At 54.7% G+C, this 17,060-nt stretch carries 12 protein-coding genes; 9 read left to right on the top strand and 3 right to left on the bottom strand.

All coding sequences use genetic code 11. The features are described 5' to 3' along the window. Window positions 1-37 precede the first annotated feature (37 nt). The 9 genes from ABLO27_RS04220 (at window position 38) to tssH (ending at window position 12,099) form a co-directional block, all read left to right on the top strand. On the top strand, window positions 38-721 hold the full coding sequence (locus ABLO27_RS04220; RefSeq protein ID WP_353030684.1) for an OmpA family protein: 684 nt from the start codon (window positions 38-40) through the stop codon (window positions 719-721). A gap of 69 nt (window positions 722-790) precedes the next feature. After that, entirely contained in the window at window positions 791-2,074 is a 1,284-nt protein-coding gene (locus ABLO27_RS04215) for an ImpA family type VI secretion system protein (RefSeq protein ID WP_353030682.1), read from the top strand. A 277-nt stretch (window positions 2,075-2,351) separates the two neighbouring features. After that, window positions 2,352-2,906: a type VI secretion system contractile sheath small subunit gene (gene tssB / locus ABLO27_RS04210; RefSeq protein ID WP_353030681.1), complete on the top strand. Its 555-nt coding sequence runs from the start codon at window positions 2,352-2,354 to the stop codon at window positions 2,904-2,906. After that, entirely contained in the window at window positions 2,907-4,427 is a 1,521-nt protein-coding gene (tssC, locus tag ABLO27_RS04205; RefSeq protein ID WP_353030680.1) for a type VI secretion system contractile sheath large subunit, read from the top strand. Between the two features lie 202 nt (window positions 4,428-4,629). Next, window positions 4,630-5,115 (top strand): Hcp family type VI secretion system effector, encoded by a 486-nt coding sequence (locus ABLO27_RS04200; protein ID WP_353030679.1) that lies wholly within the window; start codon window positions 4,630-4,632, stop codon window positions 5,113-5,115. Window positions 5,116-5,257: 142 nt separating this feature from the next. Beyond that, the gene (gene tssE / locus ABLO27_RS04195; RefSeq protein WP_353030678.1) at window positions 5,258-5,809 is read left to right on the top strand and encodes a type VI secretion system baseplate subunit TssE; all 552 of its coding nucleotides are present in this window, start codon (window positions 5,258-5,260) and stop codon (window positions 5,807-5,809) included. Then, on the top strand, window positions 5,806-7,803 hold the full coding sequence (gene tssF, locus ABLO27_RS04190; protein ID WP_353030676.1) for a type VI secretion system baseplate subunit TssF: 1,998 nt from the start codon (window positions 5,806-5,808) through the stop codon (window positions 7,801-7,803). The genes tssE and tssF overlap by 4 nt, the downstream gene beginning before the upstream one ends. After that, window positions 7,800-9,266: a type VI secretion system baseplate subunit TssG gene (gene tssG / locus ABLO27_RS04185; RefSeq protein WP_353030674.1), complete on the top strand. Its 1,467-nt coding sequence runs from the start codon at window positions 7,800-7,802 to the stop codon at window positions 9,264-9,266. The genes tssF and tssG overlap by 4 nt, the downstream gene beginning before the upstream one ends. Before the next feature lie 25 nt (window positions 9,267-9,291). Continuing rightward, complete coding sequence (gene tssH / locus ABLO27_RS04180) at window positions 9,292-12,099, top strand: type VI secretion system ATPase TssH (RefSeq protein ID WP_353030672.1); 2,808 nt, start codon at window positions 9,292-9,294, stop codon at window positions 12,097-12,099. Window positions 12,100-12,233: 134 nt separating this feature from the next. Here the strand turns inward: tssH and ABLO27_RS04175 are convergent, their stop codons facing one another. The 3 genes from ABLO27_RS04175 to ABLO27_RS04165 all read right to left on the bottom strand — a co-directional run bounded on the left by ABLO27_RS04175 (window position 12,234) and on the right by ABLO27_RS04165 (window position 16,944). Next, a complete protein-coding gene (locus ABLO27_RS04175) occupies window positions 12,234-14,216 on the bottom strand; it encodes a M23 family metallopeptidase (protein WP_353030671.1) in 1,983 nt (660 codons plus the stop codon). A gap of 116 nt (window positions 14,217-14,332) precedes the next feature. Then, on the bottom strand, window positions 14,333-16,267 hold the full coding sequence (locus tag ABLO27_RS04170; RefSeq protein WP_353030669.1) for an adenylate/guanylate cyclase domain-containing protein: 1,935 nt from the start codon (window positions 16,265-16,267) through the stop codon (window positions 14,333-14,335). After that, window positions 16,264-16,944 (bottom strand): hypothetical protein, encoded by a 681-nt coding sequence (locus ABLO27_RS04165; protein ID WP_353030667.1) that lies wholly within the window; start codon window positions 16,942-16,944, stop codon window positions 16,264-16,266. The genes ABLO27_RS04170 and ABLO27_RS04165 overlap by 4 nt, the downstream gene beginning before the upstream one ends. Window positions 16,945-17,060 lie beyond the last annotated feature (116 nt).

The raw sequence follows: 17,060 nt of genomic DNA, 5'->3' as shown, positions 1-17,060 counted from the left end.
AACAAAATTCGCAACTCCAAACAGGAGGAACTGAATCGTGACCCGAATTTTTCACCGAATCGAAAACGCCCGTTTGCACCGGTCTGCACTCTGGACGGGAACTGTAACGACCGCACTAACGCTCGCACTTGTCGCCTTTCCAACCGGGATGGATACGGCCTTCGCCCAGGATGCAACCTACTCGGCGGATGAAGTCAGCAAGCACTTCAAGCAACTCAAAACCCGGTCCTTGAAACCGACAGGAACGACCCGTGCCCTTTGCATTGGTACGCGCGACGAATGCAACGCCAAGGAATCCCGAAATTCAGGTGGTCAGGTTGCCGTAACACCGTCTCAGCCTGATACCGAAACACTGGTGGTAGACCCCGAGACAAAGGCGATCGATGAGGGTTTCAATCTGCTGGTTTCGTTTGAGTACGCGTCCGCTCGCCTCAGCCCTTCGGCGAAAGCCAATCTTCGGGAGTTTGCCAAGGGCATCGCTGACCCGGATCTTAACAACGCAACGTTTGTTATTGAAGGTCATACCGACGGTATCGGTTCGCTTTCCTATAACCAGCGCCTATCCGAAGACCGCGCGCAAGCGGTAACCGAGTTTCTTGTCGGTCTTGGTGTTGAAAGAAACCGGCTGAAGACCGTGGGCTACGGAAAAACACGCCCCAGAGTCGCGGACATCAACGACCCGTCGAACCGTCGCGTGGAAAGCAAGCTGGTTCTTGAATAGGAGATAGGACTACGCGTGCAGCACGGCTGAGATGGGCCGGTTGAAGAGAATTGCTGGTTGGGGGCAGGAATGAATTTCGATCCTGAAAAATTCGGCACGGAAATCTCTCCGGGCGGTGGCTGCGGACCTGATCTTTATGACACGGAACCCGCATTCGCTGCCCTTTTGGATTCTTGCGAGGAAACGCTCCCCGAACGTTTCAGCGAGTTCGATCGCTCTGAAATCGACTTCACCGATATTTTTCAGCAGATGGATCGCTTCTTGCAGCAATCCAGGGATTTGCGCCTGCTTGTCATGCTTGCCCAGTTCGGCATCCTCGGAGGTCAGCTTCACCTGTTTTCCAATGCCGTCAGAATCATCCGCAAACTGCTTGAAAACCATTGGGACGACGTTCACCCGATTGATGCCGATTTCGGACACATGGAAAGAATGGGCGCTCTGGAAGCCCTGAACAACAGGCCAACTGTGGTCCTCCCGCTGGAAGCTGCACCACTCCTAAAGACAAGACGAAGCGGCCCCATAAGTTATAGAAGCCTTCAGATAGCGACAGGAGCAGCAACACCACGCGATGACGAGCCCACCATTTCGCTCGGCGCGATTGAAGCTGCCCTCACTTCCGGGGAATTGGAACAGGATGTCATCGAGGAAGTTCTGACCGATCTCGCGGACCTGCAAAGTGAACTCAACGCCATTTCCGACATTTGCGCCCAGAAACTCAAGGAGGCAGACGCGAAGGCAACTGCCCCCGACTATGAGAAAATCCAGATTCTCGTTCAGGAGATGAACGGCGAATTGAAGACACGACTGGGCCGCCAGACCGACGAGACTGCCGAAGACGCCCCAGACACAGCGGACGATGGCGCCGGCCAGGAGACGGAGATCGAAACAGCCGCGCCGGCTGACATTCGAAACGCCGCGCAGGCCAAGCTCATTCTTGAAGCTGTCGAGGACTATTTCGCTTCGCGTGAACCCTCTCACCCTGCCCTGTTTCTGGTGAGAGAAGCTCGTGGACTGGTCGGCAAATCCTATCTGGACGCATTGAAGATCTTGATGCCCAGACGCTTCGACGAGGTCGCGCTCTTGTTAGGTACAAGCGGACTGCAACTCTCCAACGACCGCCTCATCGACCTGAATGACGGCTCTGGAGGCGATTTGGGTGATATCGATGACTTTTCAGTCATGGTGATCGAAAACCGCTCAGACGCAATGAAGGGCATCGCTTCCGTTAAAGGTTATTTTTCCTCGAACGAACCGACGAGCCCTATCCCACTTTTGCTGGATGAAGCTCAAAACATGAGTTCCGGATCATTTACCGGTCTCCTCAACCTATTCCTGAGGCCGGAGGACGATTAGCGTAAATACCGGAACAACAAAAAGAAAAACCTCACCTAGAGTTCCCTGCTTCTTCCTTGACATAAGCGTCCAACAGGTCCTCAATAATTAAAGATTTTTTCAAACCAACGATCGTGTGACTGCGATCACTTCTCATCACGAATTTTAGAAGTACATAATTAGCAACAAAACAAAGCGCAGATTCGAAATATAAATAAAAAGCATAGCGACTTGCGCGAGTATTTGACTGAGTTTGACCGAGTTTATTCCTAGGTCAAAAACATGAAAGGCAAGTACAATGGCATCGAATAGCGGGCAAAGCTTTATCAAACGCAATAGACCACCCAGGGTCCACATTTTCTATGAAGATCCGTTTGATGCGGAGCAGAAGGTTGAACTGCCCTTTGTCATGGGCGTCATGGCGGACCTGTCCGGTGACAGTCCCGGGGTTGAAAAATCCGATATCGATGAACGCAAACTGCTGGATATCGATATGGACAACTTCACCAAGCGGATGGAAGCTATCGAGCCAGGTACATCCTTCACCGTAAAAGATACACTGTCTGGCGAAGACGACACCAAGCTAAGTGTTCAGCTTCGTTTCAAGAGCATGGATGACTTCACACCGGGCAAGGTTGCTGAACAGGTGCCTGCTCTGAAGAAGCTCCTCGACGCTCGCAAAAGTCTCGCGGCCCTTCGCACCATGATGGATGGCCGCGTACAGGCAATCAGCCAGCTTGAAGAGCTGACAAGAGATCCGGCCCTGATGCAGGCCCTTGCCCAGAAAATGGATGCCGACAAAGCGCAGTCCGAAGATGGCGCTGAAACAGACGGCGACACCCAGGAGGCGTAAATGAGCAACACAGACACCAACGCCCAGAAAAGCAGTGAATCAGCCGGCACAGCGACGGAAAAAAGCCCTGAGGAATTCGCGTCAATCCTGAAACAGAACTTCAGGATCAAGAGCGAAAATGAGACGGCTAACCAGCTTGTCGACAATGCCATGTCAACCTTCCTTGGAGAGGCTCTGTCTGACGAGGCGCTGATCAAGGACGATGTCTACGACACTATCGACGAGATGATTGCCAAACTGGATGAAAAGCTGACCTCCCAGGTGAATGAAATCATCCACGCCCCGGCCTTTCAGAAACTGGAAAGCGCCTGGCGCGGGTTGGACTACCTGGTTCACCAGTCCGAAACGGACGCGACATTGAAACTTCAGTTCCTGAATATTTCAAAGTCTGAACTGGCTGGAGTGTTCAAGAGCTATCGCGGCGCGAAGTGGGATCAGAGCCCTCTGTTCAAGCAGATTTACGAGGCGGAATTCGGCCAACTAGGTGGACAGCCCTACGGCTGCCTCGTTGGCGACTACGAATTTTCCTACGAACCGCAGGACATCACCATATTGCGCGGTATGGCAAAAATCGCAGCGGCGGCGCATGCCCCCTTCCTGGCGGCGGCAAACCCGCAGCTGATGCAAATGGAGAGCTGGACAGAACTTCCCGCCAAACGCGACTTGTCCAAAATCTTCGACACGGAAATCCATGCCCAATGGCGGACTTTGCGGGAATCCGAAGACGCCCGGTATCTTGGTCTGTCGCTGCCGCGTGTCCTTGCCCGTCAACCGTATGGTGCGAAGTCTGATCCGGTCGAGGAGTTTTCCTTCGAAGAGGAATTCAGCGAAGACAATCACGACAACTATTCCTGGATGAACTCCGCGTATGCCATGGCTGCGAACATCAACCGTGCATATAAGGAATACGGCTGGACCGTCCGCATCCGCGGCGTTGAAAGTGGCGGACTGGTAGAAGAATTGCCCACGCATGTCTTTGAAACCGACGACGGTGGCGTAGACCAGAAGTGTCCGGCGGAGATTGCGATTTCAGATCGGAGAGAACACGAAATTTCCCGACTTGGACTGATACCGCTCATTCATCGCAAGAATACGGATCAGGCAGCTTTCCTTGGCGCACAGTCGGTTTTCAAACCGCGTCAGTTCTCGGGTCCGGACGGAAAAGACGCCACTGCATCGGACAACCTGTCCGCGCGTCTTCCGTACATGTTCGCAACAACCCGTTTCGCCCACTACCTGAAGGTCATGGTGCGCAACAAGATCGGCTCCACCAAGGAAACGGCACAGCTGCAGCGGTGGCTCAATGACTGGATCATGGACTATGTCGATGGTGATCCGGACAATTCCACCGAAGAAACCAAAGCGCGCAAACCGCTTCGGGAAGCAAAAGTCACCATTGTCGAAGACGAGGAAAACCCCGGTTACTACAGGGCCCAGTTCTTCCTTCGACCCCACTACCAGCTGGAAGGCATGGATATCGGCATGAGCCTGGCTTCCAGAATTCCGCAAGACGGAAACTGAGTGTGAGGATTGCCGGTCGGGCGGCTCTCGCCCACCGGCAGGCATCTCTCGGGATGCAACCCGGGTTCACCGGGTGGAGGTACTAACGAGACGCAAATACGTCCAAAGGGTTGGACCGAACGGTCCTAGTTAGTTGTGAAAAACAACTGAAGACCGCCAAGAGCGTATCCTTGGCCAGACGCAACCATAAGGATCTATTACAATGGCTGTAGACTATTTTCTGAAAATTGATGGCATTCCGGGCGAAGCTCAAGACAAAACCCACAAGGACGAGATTGACGTTCTGGCTTGGTCCTGGGGAGCATCGCAGTCCGGCACGACGCATATGGGCAGCGGCTCCGGCTCCGGCAAGGCACATTTTCAGGACTTGAGCCTCACAAAATACGTCGACAAGTCGACCCCGGCTCTTCTGCAACACCTGTCAACCGGGAAGCACATCGGCAAGTGCACGCTCTTCGTTCGCAAAGCGGCTGGTGACAGCCCGCTGGAATACATCAAGATCGAAATGAAAGACATCATTGTCACCAGCATCTCGAGCGGTGGCGCCGGCTCAGAAGATCGCATCACTGAAAATCTGACGCTGAACTTCGGTGAGTACAAATACATCTACACGGAACAGAAACCGGACGGTTCCAAAGGCGCAGCACCTGAATTCGCCTGGGACATCGCGTCAAACGAGAAAAAGTAAACACACACCTGGTTTCAGCCGCCGCGCTCAGCGCGGCGGCAACTCCATTTCGGAAATGCCGAGACGCGCTTCAAGAGAGAGAACACAACCTGGGTGCGCCCCTTCATTCCCGATCCATTCCGTTCCAGGTGGGGCTTAGCCAATGGCCAGATCAAAAGTCAAAATGCAGTCGCCACTGATGTGGGCATTCCGGGCGCTCGACGATCCGGACTACAAGGCCGCACAGTCCCGCCAAGAGGAAACGAAAGATGGAGAGAAACTCAAGTCGGGTCGCCGATTATCGCGCGCGCACGGTATTTCAGAACATACATTGATCGCCGAGGTTCGCAGGGACCTGCAAGCTCTTTTGAACACAGTAAATTTCAACTCCACACAGTCGCTTTCCGATTTTCCCGAAGTTGAAAATTCCATTTTGAATTACGGATTGCCGGACTTGTCCGTTCATGTCGTCGACACCATTCGCATTGACCAGCTTGCGGAGGATATCCGGCAGGCTCTCATACGCTTCGAGCCGAGAATGGACCCCAGGACCCTTCAGGTCGCACGCGATGAAAACACGAGCGATGAAACCTTCAAGGTCCGCTTTCTGATCAAGGCCGAAATTCGCTGCGACCCGGTCAGGGTCGGCAGTGAGTTCATAGCTGATGTTGATCCCTCCTTCGGCCGCATTAAGATAATCGGGGCTACCGCATGAACCGCGAATTTCTGGATTTGTACAATCAGGAGCTCATCTATCTGCGTGAGCAAGGCGCTGCATTCGCGGAAGCCTATCCAGCGGTCGCTGAGCGCCTTGGCGGACTTCTGGAAGACAGATCGGACCCGATGTTGTCAGGCCTCCTGGAAGGAACCGCCTTTCTTGCAGCCCGCGTTCAACTCAAGATGAAACATGAATTCTCTGAGTTCACATCCAGCCTTCTTGAGCAGCTCTATCCGACAGCCCTGGCTCCCATTCCTTCCATGGTACTTGCCCGCGTTTCCCCCAAGTATGGTGATGCAAACCTGCGTGCGGGCATCAAGATCGACCGGCATGCTCCCCTGGAAGCGGTCTTTCGAGAACGCCGAGGAGAAGTCAGATGCCGGTTCACTTTGGCAGCTCCGATTACTCTAACTCCTCTTGAACTGACCGGAGCCCGCTATCTGAGTTCCGCCGCGCAGGTCTCCGGTCTTGGAGCTGAAATGGCGGAAGACCGGCGAACAAGAGCAGGTCTTGCAATCAAGCTCACGCACCGAATGGCGGAAGATCCTGAAAATGAAGCGTCAGCGGAAGAAGTTTCGAAAAAACCGGAACTTCAGATTGCCGGATGCAAGGTCGATGACCTGCCTATCCGGCTGATCGGACCGCTGGACCTTGCCGCGAAAATCTATGAACAGGTTTTCGGCCACACGATTTCGCTTTACATCAGAACAGAAGACACGTTCGGCCAGGTATCCTTGCAGCGGTTGCCGATCAGCGCAGTGGAGCAGCTTGGCTTCGACGAGGATGATGCACTTTTACGAAATGACCGCAGACTGTTCATCGGATTTGACTATCTTCGGGACTATTTCAATTTCCCGCGAAGCTTTCTCGGTTTTCGGTTGAAAGGCCTCAGACGGTATCTGGATCGGATTAACACCAAATCCTGTGAACTGGTTTTTGTGTTCGACGAAACAGACACTCGTCTGCCTGCCCATGTCGACCAAAAGATCTTCGCCCTTCATTGCGCTCCAGCTGTCAATTTGTTCGAGAGGCAGACGGACAGAGTCCCCATCAAAAAAGGGCAACATGAGTTTCCGGTGATTACCGACAGAACGCGACCACTGGATTACGAAGTTCATTCGGTGACTGAAGTGAATGCGCATTTTTCCGGCGGTGACAAACGCGCTGTCGAACCTCTCTATAGCGTTGCACCAGACACGGAAAAGGCTGGACATGAGTGGTTTTACACGGTGCGCCGCCTTCCCCGCCGCCAGTCTTCGTCCGAACTTCGGCGCATGCAACCAAGCCCCTACATCGGCACCGAAACCTTCATTACAATTTCGAGTGGAGCCCAAGCCGCAGCCCTTCTCCAGAGCGGCGACAAAAAGCTTTCCGAACTCTCGCTAAAAGTCATGGCATCCAACAGAGCGCTGGCCGCCGACCTTCCTGTCGGCTCCAATCAGGACCAATCCGCAGTCGGAGACTTTCGGCTCCTTGAGGATGTTGGTTTGAAAGTTGATTGCGTGGCAGGACCAACTTCGCCAAGGCCTCCACTCCTTTCCTACAACGAACGACTCGGCGAGGAAGGACATACCGGAGCCATCGCGTGGCGGCTGATCAACATTCTTGCACTCAACCACACCGGGCTTGTTCACGACGCAGCTGGCGAAGATGGACGCTCGTTTCGAGACATCCTGAGTGTGTTTGCTCCTTTGTCTGACAATGCTGCCGATCGTCAGGCACAGTCTGTGCGCTCCGTTTCGACCCGCCCCGTGGTTCGCAGGCTTCAACAGAAATCCGGAACCGGAGTAGCGCGCGGACTGGAAGTTACCATCACGCTCGATGACAAGGCATTCGAGGGGGCAAGCGCTTTTCTGATGGGAGCGGTCCTTGACCGCTTCCTGGCGGAATACGCCTCGATCAACCATTTCACCCAATGCGTTATCGCGACGACAGAACGCGGAGCAATCATGAAGTGGCCGCCAAGAATAGGAGCCAAAGGTATCCTATGAGCGAGACGGAGGACAACAAAGTCGCCACAAAAAAAGTCGCGCAAGATGTTTCTGGTGCGGGAGACAAGACAATTGTGCGTGCTCCGACCCCGACACCAGCTCCCTGGCCGTCGACAACTTCACCGGATGAGCCCGCGGGCCAGGTTGAAGAAGCGGCAAGCGAGATTGGTGCCCAGGACAAAGCAATCGAAGACACCGCTGATGCCACGATTGTATCGCCCGAGATAATGCCTCCTCCAGTTCAGGAGCATAAGGAGATCTGGCTCGAAGAAATCCAACCAAACGAACCTGAAGAAGAAGCCAAAGCTGAGATTGCCCCGATAGAAGTCCCGGTTCAGCAACAATACGTCTCGCTTTTCAAGGAGTTGAGCAAACGTATTCAGGACCATCCGGGCGGCCATGACCTGCTGGCGGTGCTGCGCATGCTGGAAGGACAGACAGCGCCAAACGCAAATCAGAGATTGGACGGTGATACAGACCGACAAACTCCACCACGTATCGGAAAAAGCCGCAGGCTGATCGAAGACATCGTGCGTTTTGGACAGGATCCGTCAAGCGAGTTCGCCACATCGACTGTCGAACGCGCGATGCGAGACAAGGATGATGGACTTGTTCTGCTGGAGCGGTTTCTGGGGCTTCTGGGTCCTCAGGGAGCCCTTCCGGCTGCCATGACCGACGAAGCCATCATGCGAGGCTTGCGCGGCGATGATAGTTTTCCGAGATTTCTGGATGTGTTCAACAACCGCTTCGTTCAGCTATTCTACCGGGCCTGGGCGGACGCTCGACCGATAGTTCAGCACGACAGGCCTGATGACGACAGGTTTATGGACTATGTCGGTTCGTCAATCGGCACGGGAACACCGATCTACCGCGATCTGGACCTGATCGACGACAGATTGAAACTGCTCTACGCGGGCCTGACATCTGCGAAGGCGAAGAGTGCGTCTCGGCTGAAGGCGCTCATTACCGGCGTGTTTGAAGTAAGGGTCGAAATCGATCAATGCGTCGGCACCTGGCTGCATCTTGAACCGGACGACCAACTCAGCCTTGGCGGCCTCGGTGGAGGTGGCGCTGGTCAGCTCGGCCTGGACACGATTGTAGGAGCTAAGGTCTACAGCGTCAGCGACAAGATCCGAATTCGTATCTTTACACGGTCCCTGGAAGAGTACCGGACGTTCCTGCCCCCCACTCGTACAAAACCAAATCCCTGGACTGAAAGACTGTTCGATCTGATCGATTTCTACCTGGGGCTGGAGATTGAGTATGAAATCGAGCTCGCCCTTCCAAAGAGATGCGCTTCTGCAATCAACTTGAATTCAAGCAGTTCAGCCACCCTTGGTCACATCGGTTGGCTGAAACCGGCTACCGAAATTTCTCAGCAAGACGCAGACACCGATGAAGAAGAGATGCTGATGGACACCCGGTTCAGGCCGCTGCGCCGTCACACCGCCGTCTACCAATAGGTCTCCAGTTTGAAAGGCCGATCCCATGAGTGACATTCTCGTTGAAACAGTTGCCAATAAGCTGACGACAGTGAGCTACGATTGCCTTGAAAAGGCCATGCGACTGACCAAGAGCTCCGGACACAGAAATCTGGAAATCCTGCATTGGCTCTACTATCTGGCCCGGGACGACAGCACGGATTTCGTTCATATTCTGCGCCACTTCGGCATTGATGTCGGAACGGTCCATGAAGATCTTCAAAAGGCAATCGCAGCGCTGAAGATCAATCAGACCGAATTGCCTTCCATGGCAGCCCCGTTTCAGGAAGCTCTGGAACGCGCATGGTTTGAAGGCACTTTGCGATATGGCGACTACAAGATCCGTTCAGCCTATGTGCTGATTGCCGCCATGGGCGACAGGACCTCCTGGCGTCAGTTTCTCAGCTATTCGCCTGCTTTGAGTAAATTGAACCGGGATGCACTTGTCCAAAACCTGGACGGAATTGCGGGCGCCTCTGCAGAAACCGGCGCCCGGCCGATCGACGGCTCCGGTCCGAAAACCGCTGCCAGCGCTGCAACTGGCGACGCACCGGATGCCCAGCCCGGAAGCGGGGTTGGGGAAGATGCCCTGTCTCAATTCACCGTTGATTTCACGGCAAGAGCACGGGCTGAGGAGTTTGACCCCATCGTTGGCCGGAATGAGGAGATCCGGCAGGTCATCGACGTTCTGATGCGCCGGCGGCAGAACAACCCGATACTGACCGGAGAAGCGGGGGTCGGAAAGACGGCGATTGTCGAGGGTTTTGCCCAAAAAATCGTTGCAGGCGACGTTCCTCCAGCGCTTCTTGGTACGCGCTTATGCGCGCTCGACCTTGGGCTTTTGCAGGCAGGCGCCTCAATGAAGGGCGAGTTCGAAAAGCGGCTGCGTGCGGTGATCGACGCTGTCCACGCCTCCATCGTACCGACAATTCTGTTCATCGACGAAGCCCACACCCTAATTGGAGCAGGCGGAGCGGCTGGCACTGGTGACGCCGCCAATCTCCTGAAGCCCGCTCTTGCAAGAGGAACCCTGCGCACTGTTGCGGCAACAACCTGGTCAGAGTACCGGCAGCATTTTGAAAAAGATCCAGCCCTCACCCGGCGCTTCCAACCTGTCCAGGTTGACGAGCCGGACGAGGAAAAATGCTTTGCGATGGTTAGAGGTCTGCTTGGGCCAATGGAGGATCACCATCAGGTGCGAATTCTGGACAGTGCCGTCACCTCAGCCGTGTCTCTGTCACATCGCTACATTCCTGCACGCCAGCTGCCGGACAAGGCCGTCAGCGTTCTGGACACCGCATCTGCACGGGTAAACATCTCTCAGGCGGCACAACCGGCAAAACTTTCAGATCTTGTCGCCAGAAAGAACTTTCTTGAAACGGAAAGACAGGCCCTGACCAATGACAGCGAACTTGGCATGGAGAACCAGGAGCAACTGGATGCGATCGCCAAAGCCATGGAGGACACAGAAAGTGAAATTACATCCACTCGAGAAGAATGGGAGAAAGAGCGCAAACTCGTTGCAGGTATCCGACGGCTGAACGCAGCACTCGCCGAGCTCAAAGGCGGTACGCCCGCCCCTCATCCGGACGCCGTGTCCAATGATGAAACCGACGCCGACGCTGCCGCGCTTGTGCCAATCGACGACATCGAACTGGATATCGAGATAGACCTTGAAGACGAAGAAGCAGTTCGCACAGCCTTGCACGACATGCGCGCCGAGTTGTCCCAAATTCCTGAAGACGAACGCATGGTCTATGCCTATGTGGATGACGAGGCGGTTGCCAGCATCATCTCGGACTGGACCGGCATTCCGGTGGGACGCATGGTTCAGGATGAAATGGAGACCATCCTTAACCTGACAGACAGCCTCAATGCGCGCGTCATCGGTCAGGCTCATGGATTGGCAATGATTTCAAAGCGGATCGAGACCAGCCGCGCTCAACTGGGTAATCCCGACAAACCGATCGGGGTTTTCATGCTTTGTGGTCCGTCCGGCGTCGGCAAGACCGAAACCGCCCTGGCACTTGCAGAGACACTCTACGGAGGAGAAGAAAGCCTCATCACCATCAACATGTCCGAATTTCAGGAGGCCCACTCGGTTTCCGGCCTGAAGGGCGCGCCTCCAGGTTACGTCGGCTATGGTGAAGGTGGACGTCTGACTGAAGCGGTTCGACGCAAGCCATACTCTGTCGTTCTGCTCGACGAGGTGGAAAAGGCGCATCCCGACGTGCATGAAATTTTCTTCCAGGTCTTTGACAAGGGCTGGATGGAAGACGGCATGGGTCGAAAGATCGATTTTCGGAACACTCTCATTCTGCTGACATCCAATGTCGGCACCGAAATCATCATGAACGCTGCCGGCAAGATGCTGGACGCGCCGGTTTCGAGCGATGCCAATCTTGCCGCGACTGATCCGAATGCCCCCGATCCGGAGAAGCTTGCCGAGGCGCTTCGCCCTTCCCTTCTGGATGTGTTCCCTCCGGCTCTGCTCGGCCGGATTGTCACCATACCCTACTACCCGCTTTCACCTTCCATGCTGGGCTTCATTGTTCGACTGCAACTCAACAGGATCGTGAAACGCGTGAAGCAGAACAGGAATGCGGACCTCGTGTTTGGCGACGATGTCGTCGCTCACATCGTTTCCCTGTGCAGAGATCCGGACAGCGGCGGCCGCATGATCGACAATATCCTGACCAACGACCTGTTGCCCAAACTTTCCCGCGCATTCCTGACAGCGCAAATGAACGGAGAGGAAATCGCGAGCGCCTCGATTGTTGCAACAGGCGAAGGCCTTGAGGTCTCTACGAAGTAGAAATCAATCCGGTGCACAGTCAAAAGCCCCCTTGAGGTTTCGCGGCAGCTCCCGCGAAACCTCAACCTGGCGTTTGATGTAACTGGAAGCGCCCTCGTACATCGTGTGCGATATTTCCGTCACAAATCCGGGACTTAGTGCGAACTCAGGATTTCACCAATGGTGCCACGGTAGTCTTTCAAGTCCTTGCCCGCGACGGACTTCGGCGCATCTGTGCCCGTTTCCATTTCAAACGCGAGCGGATCCGTTGGCTCTCCCCTCTGCCGAATTTCAAAGTGAAGGTGCGGCCCGGTGGAAAGGCCTGTTGTTCCGACATAGCCGATCAGATCTCCGGCCTGGACGACAGACCCAAGTTCAATGCCGTCCGCGTATTCATGCATATGCGCATACCGGCTTGTTATGCCGCCCTTGTGAGTCAGCTCGATAAAGTTGCCATAGCCGCCTCGAACATCCCGATAGCTGACTTTTCCGGAAAATGCCGCTCTGATCGGAGTACCTGTCGGGGCTGCCCAGTCAACACCGGCATGAAGACGTTCGGTCTTCTTGATCGGATGAAATCGCATTCCAAACTTGGAGGTAAGTACGCCTTTCACAGGCACAAGCATCGCACCTGACAGACTGATTTTTCCACCTTCGCTGACACATGCAAATCCACGATTTCCAGGAGCCTTCAAGACGTAGCACCGGACCGACCAATCGTCTCCCTTGCGGACACCCGCAAACAACACCCTGCCGCCTCCACGTTTTTCGTCTCGGGATTGGTCCGTAAAGATCAGTGTGAAACGCTCGCCAGGTTCGACAGCACGTTTCAGGTCTGTCGTCGGCGCCAGATAAGCAATCGCTTCCCCGACTATTGAAGCTGGTACAGCGTTCCTGATCGCGGTCGCGTAGAGACCATCAATCAACCGATGTTTCTTCTCACTGCCGCCAGACATATCGCTTGCGACCTTGTCCCGTCCAATAGAAACACCAAACCAAGGATCTGCACCTTGCACGTAGCGCTCTTCACCCGACTGCGGGGCAAACGCAGCGGTTCCGACGTACCCCCCGTCCGAATAGAAGGACGCTTGGACGGGGCGGTAATAATCACCAACCCGACCCAACTTGTTCGGCAATCTGACGCCTCTGATTGCGATTTTATCGCCCGCGATAAAATCGTTCTTTCCGAGATCATTTTTCACAAATTTCAAAAATGGCTTGGATGCGTCTTCATCAAATCCACTTTTCTTCAAAAACTCCTCAATGGAGACAGCCTTCGACAATTCCGTTCTGATTTCCAATCGATTGGGACCTTGCCCAATTGGCCGCTCGGTCAGGAACAGATTGAGTGTATCCGTGGGAGGTTTCAGGAAGGTCGGCAACTTTGAGCTCGAACTGCCGGATACCTGTTCTTCCTCTTCGATTTCCAGGCGTTCCGCGTCTTCGCCACCACCAAAATTGCCGAACTGAAAATCTGCCTCACTACCGGGTGCCCGGATCACAAGCTCACCGTCCTGATTCAGCATTTCGCTATCCAGAACGAAGGCGGTCAGTCCAGGTATGCTGGTGACAGTTCCAGAGGTGCTTTTTTCCGGGACAGTACGTTCGGTCAGGTCGATGCGGTTTCCCGCTGCCGCATTGCTCAGCAGAACCGGATCTCCAGCCAGTGGAATGACCGGCGAAACCGCCATGTCGTAAAACGGATCCGCAGGCACATCGATTTCTTCTTCATCAATCGCAGCATTTTCCCGAGGTATGGAAGGGAGAGTGTCCGTGGCCGATTGTGCCGAGTTTTCCTCGTCTGAAGCACCCAGCAGCGCCTCCGTTTCCAATACATCAGTTGTCTCGGTTTCAGCCACAACTCTTTCTGCAGGACCTGGTGCGGAAAGGGAAATCGCGCCGGAATTGATGAGGTGTATCAGTCCTCCCACACCGCCTCCGATAACAAGAAATCCGATGGCGAGCGACGCATATGCAAGGACAGGTGAACGCTTCGATCGTTCCTTGGAGAGTTTGGGTTTGTTTCCCGGACTTTGTGAGCTGGGTTGTTTTGCAGCAGGACCACCGGCGCGTATCACGGTCCGGTCAAATTCCGGCTGACGCGCTCCAGGTTTTTCCTTGTCCAACCCGCTGCTCATACTGGCACCTTGCTGGCGTGCGCTCTTGTGAGGTTTTCCGCGACACGCATCTTCTGATCATGCAGGAGCGGTCCGAAAGTTGCAAAAGGCTCGGAGGGAAACGTGATCTTGCCTGTTCAACGCGGAAACTTCAGCAGATTGGTTATGCCGCGCTTCCGCTTGTCTTGGGCAACCGAAATCTCGTTTTCCATATACATTTGCGGGGCATCCAGCGTGAAGACGGTCATGTCTGTGCTGAGCCCGCGAAGCTGCCCTTTCCAGATCTCCTTCACCGGATATGAACGCGGCAGGTTATCGCAAACCGATTGACTGATCGCCAGACGGACTTTCTGGTCTTTGGCAACAGATTCGATCCGGCTGGCCGTGTTGACCGTCGTTCCCATGACGGTAAAGGAGCGACGATGTTCCCCGCCAATATCTCCCACGAGAACAGGTCCTGCATTGAGTGCAATTCGAAGGTCCAGAGCCGGTTGACCGGTCAGGTCACGCATCTTCTCGAGGAGCCCGATAATCTTTTCGGCGGCATCCACTGCTGCCTTTTCGGGATTGTCGACGGTATTCGGAGCGTTCCATACGGCCATGATCGCATCGCCGATGTACTTGTCTATGTATCCCTGATGCGCTGTGATGACCTGACCAATGGCATCGAAGCAGGAATTGACGACACGAACCACATCCCTGTCAGCAAGCTTCTCGGACATCTTGGTGAAGCCGACAATGTCTATGAATGCAACGACCACATGCCGGGTTTCACCACCCAGTGCCGGCAGCTGTTCGGATTGTGCCATCTGCTTGATCACATCCGGAGCGAGATAATGCCCGAACAGGCGCACCAGAGACCGCTGTCTTCTTTGAAGAATACCGATCTTGCCGACCGCCGAAACCACGATAGCGCTGACGCACGCAACAGGCGCCATTCCAGGCGCAACGACCATTCCGAATTCAAGCCCGAGCAGACTGAGTGCAAGCCCCAACAAGACGCCGCTTGCAGCTACGAGGGGCAGCAGCATCATGGGGAGAAAAAGTCCTGCAAGTGCGCCCGCAACGGCAAATAAGACCGTCACACCAGCCATGAAACCTGGCGGAGGTGAAACAGCAATCCGGTCCGACAGCACAGAACCAATCAGGTCTGCCAATATCAGAACGCCGGCAGTCTGCTGCTGAACCCGAGGACGCCCGCTTTCACCGGTTTCCGCTTCGCCTTGCGACATGACCGGCAGGAAACGGTCGGAATAAAGATGCTCGTCCTCATATGGCAGCAAACCGCCGAACAGAATGATCCGACCATCCGCAAACTCCTTCAAATCCTCTCTGCCGCTCTCGCTTTCCAGCATTCGCAGGACATCGATGAGAGACAAATAGGGGATGGAGCTGGCAAGCCTTGAACCGGGAAGAGCGGTATATTGCTCAGAGATATCAGAGCCGGTCACGCTGAGCAGTGCGTCGATGAGATAGGGAGACTCCGACAGAGGCAAGATTGGCTGGTGCTGCCGCACGACACCATCGTTATCGGTAGAAATCACCACGGAGCGAACGCCACCAGTTCCGGCTGCCGCAGAGAACTTTCTGTGCGGGACGCCTATTTCCGTGTGGGATATGAAAACCCTTTCCCGGTTCCGGAACATGAACTTCTGAAAAGGCGCGTCGAACCCGCGAAGCCTCTCCTCGCCGGTAATCGGATCGACGAAGGCATCCGCGCTATAGGCGAAAACAAAATCATATCCGAGCGCGAGAGCCCCTTCATCAAGCAGTCCCTGCCCGGCCTCGGCAAGTACCGGTGTCATCAACACGCGGGGAATTGGAGACAACTTGTCGGAATCCAGCGCAGTCTGGTCGAGCCCGATAACGGCAACGGGTGACCTTTCCTGCGGTGGCACAGCTCCAAAACTGGCCCGGATCTGGAACAGTCGGTCGGTGACCCACCCTTCCCATATTGCCCTTTTCGCAGAATAGCCCGCGGCAATTCCGGCGCAGATGGCAACGATTGCGATGAGTGCAATCAGCTTTTTCCGGCCCAGCGCTGTTTCCGCAATCCGGCCGCTTGAATTCATTTCACAACGACGACAGCTGTTTTCCGGCCGACCTTGGATGGATCAATGACGATCTTTCGCATTTCAACACCGAAATCCGGAGCTTTGCCTTGCAAGAAGAGTTCAACTTCAACTGCTTCTCCGTCCGTTTCCCGGTCCGGCATGTCCGTGACAACATGGTCGAGCAAATCAAAACGCTTCGGCTCTCCCCCACCAAAGGATACAAACACCGATCCGTATTGATCCCGGACAGCATCGTCGAAACGCAGCATCAGCGAAGCAGCTTTCTTGTTCTCCAGAGTCAGACCGCGCAGCGTGACCGTCAGACCCTTGTCAGCCTTTTCAGAATCCGTTCCGCTGTCAGCCTGCAGGCAATTTCCGGCGCGCAGAACTTTCTCCTGTCCGCCTTCCAGACTGAACCCTGATGACGATACGGATACTGTGCCAGCCTTGATACGCACCTCCTGGCATGCAGCATAGTCGAGCAGATCAATATGCCCGGACGAGCCAAGGTCAATCACATCACCTGGCATCAACTCCGAAAATGCGGAAACGTCCACGCCGTCTGACTTGTCCAGCACAAGCGCGACCGGCTCTGCCAGTGCGGCCCCGGCCGAGAGCCCTATAGTGAAAACTGCTGCAGTACCGGCTTTCAGCAAACTTCGGTAGACGCAGGCACGATTAAACAAAAAAGACATGACGGTCTCCCAATTCTTTGGTCATTGCGCCACGTACTCTCATATGAGCCCAGCGCTCCTGTTCAAACATTATTATTATCGAGCGAAGTCGATCTGAATGTGGCTATGGTCACACA

Source organism: Roseibium sp. SCP15 (assembly GCF_040329435.1).
GTDB lineage: Bacteria > Pseudomonadota > Alphaproteobacteria > Rhizobiales > Stappiaceae > Roseibium.
This window is presented reverse-complemented; position numbering and strand designations above follow the sequence as displayed.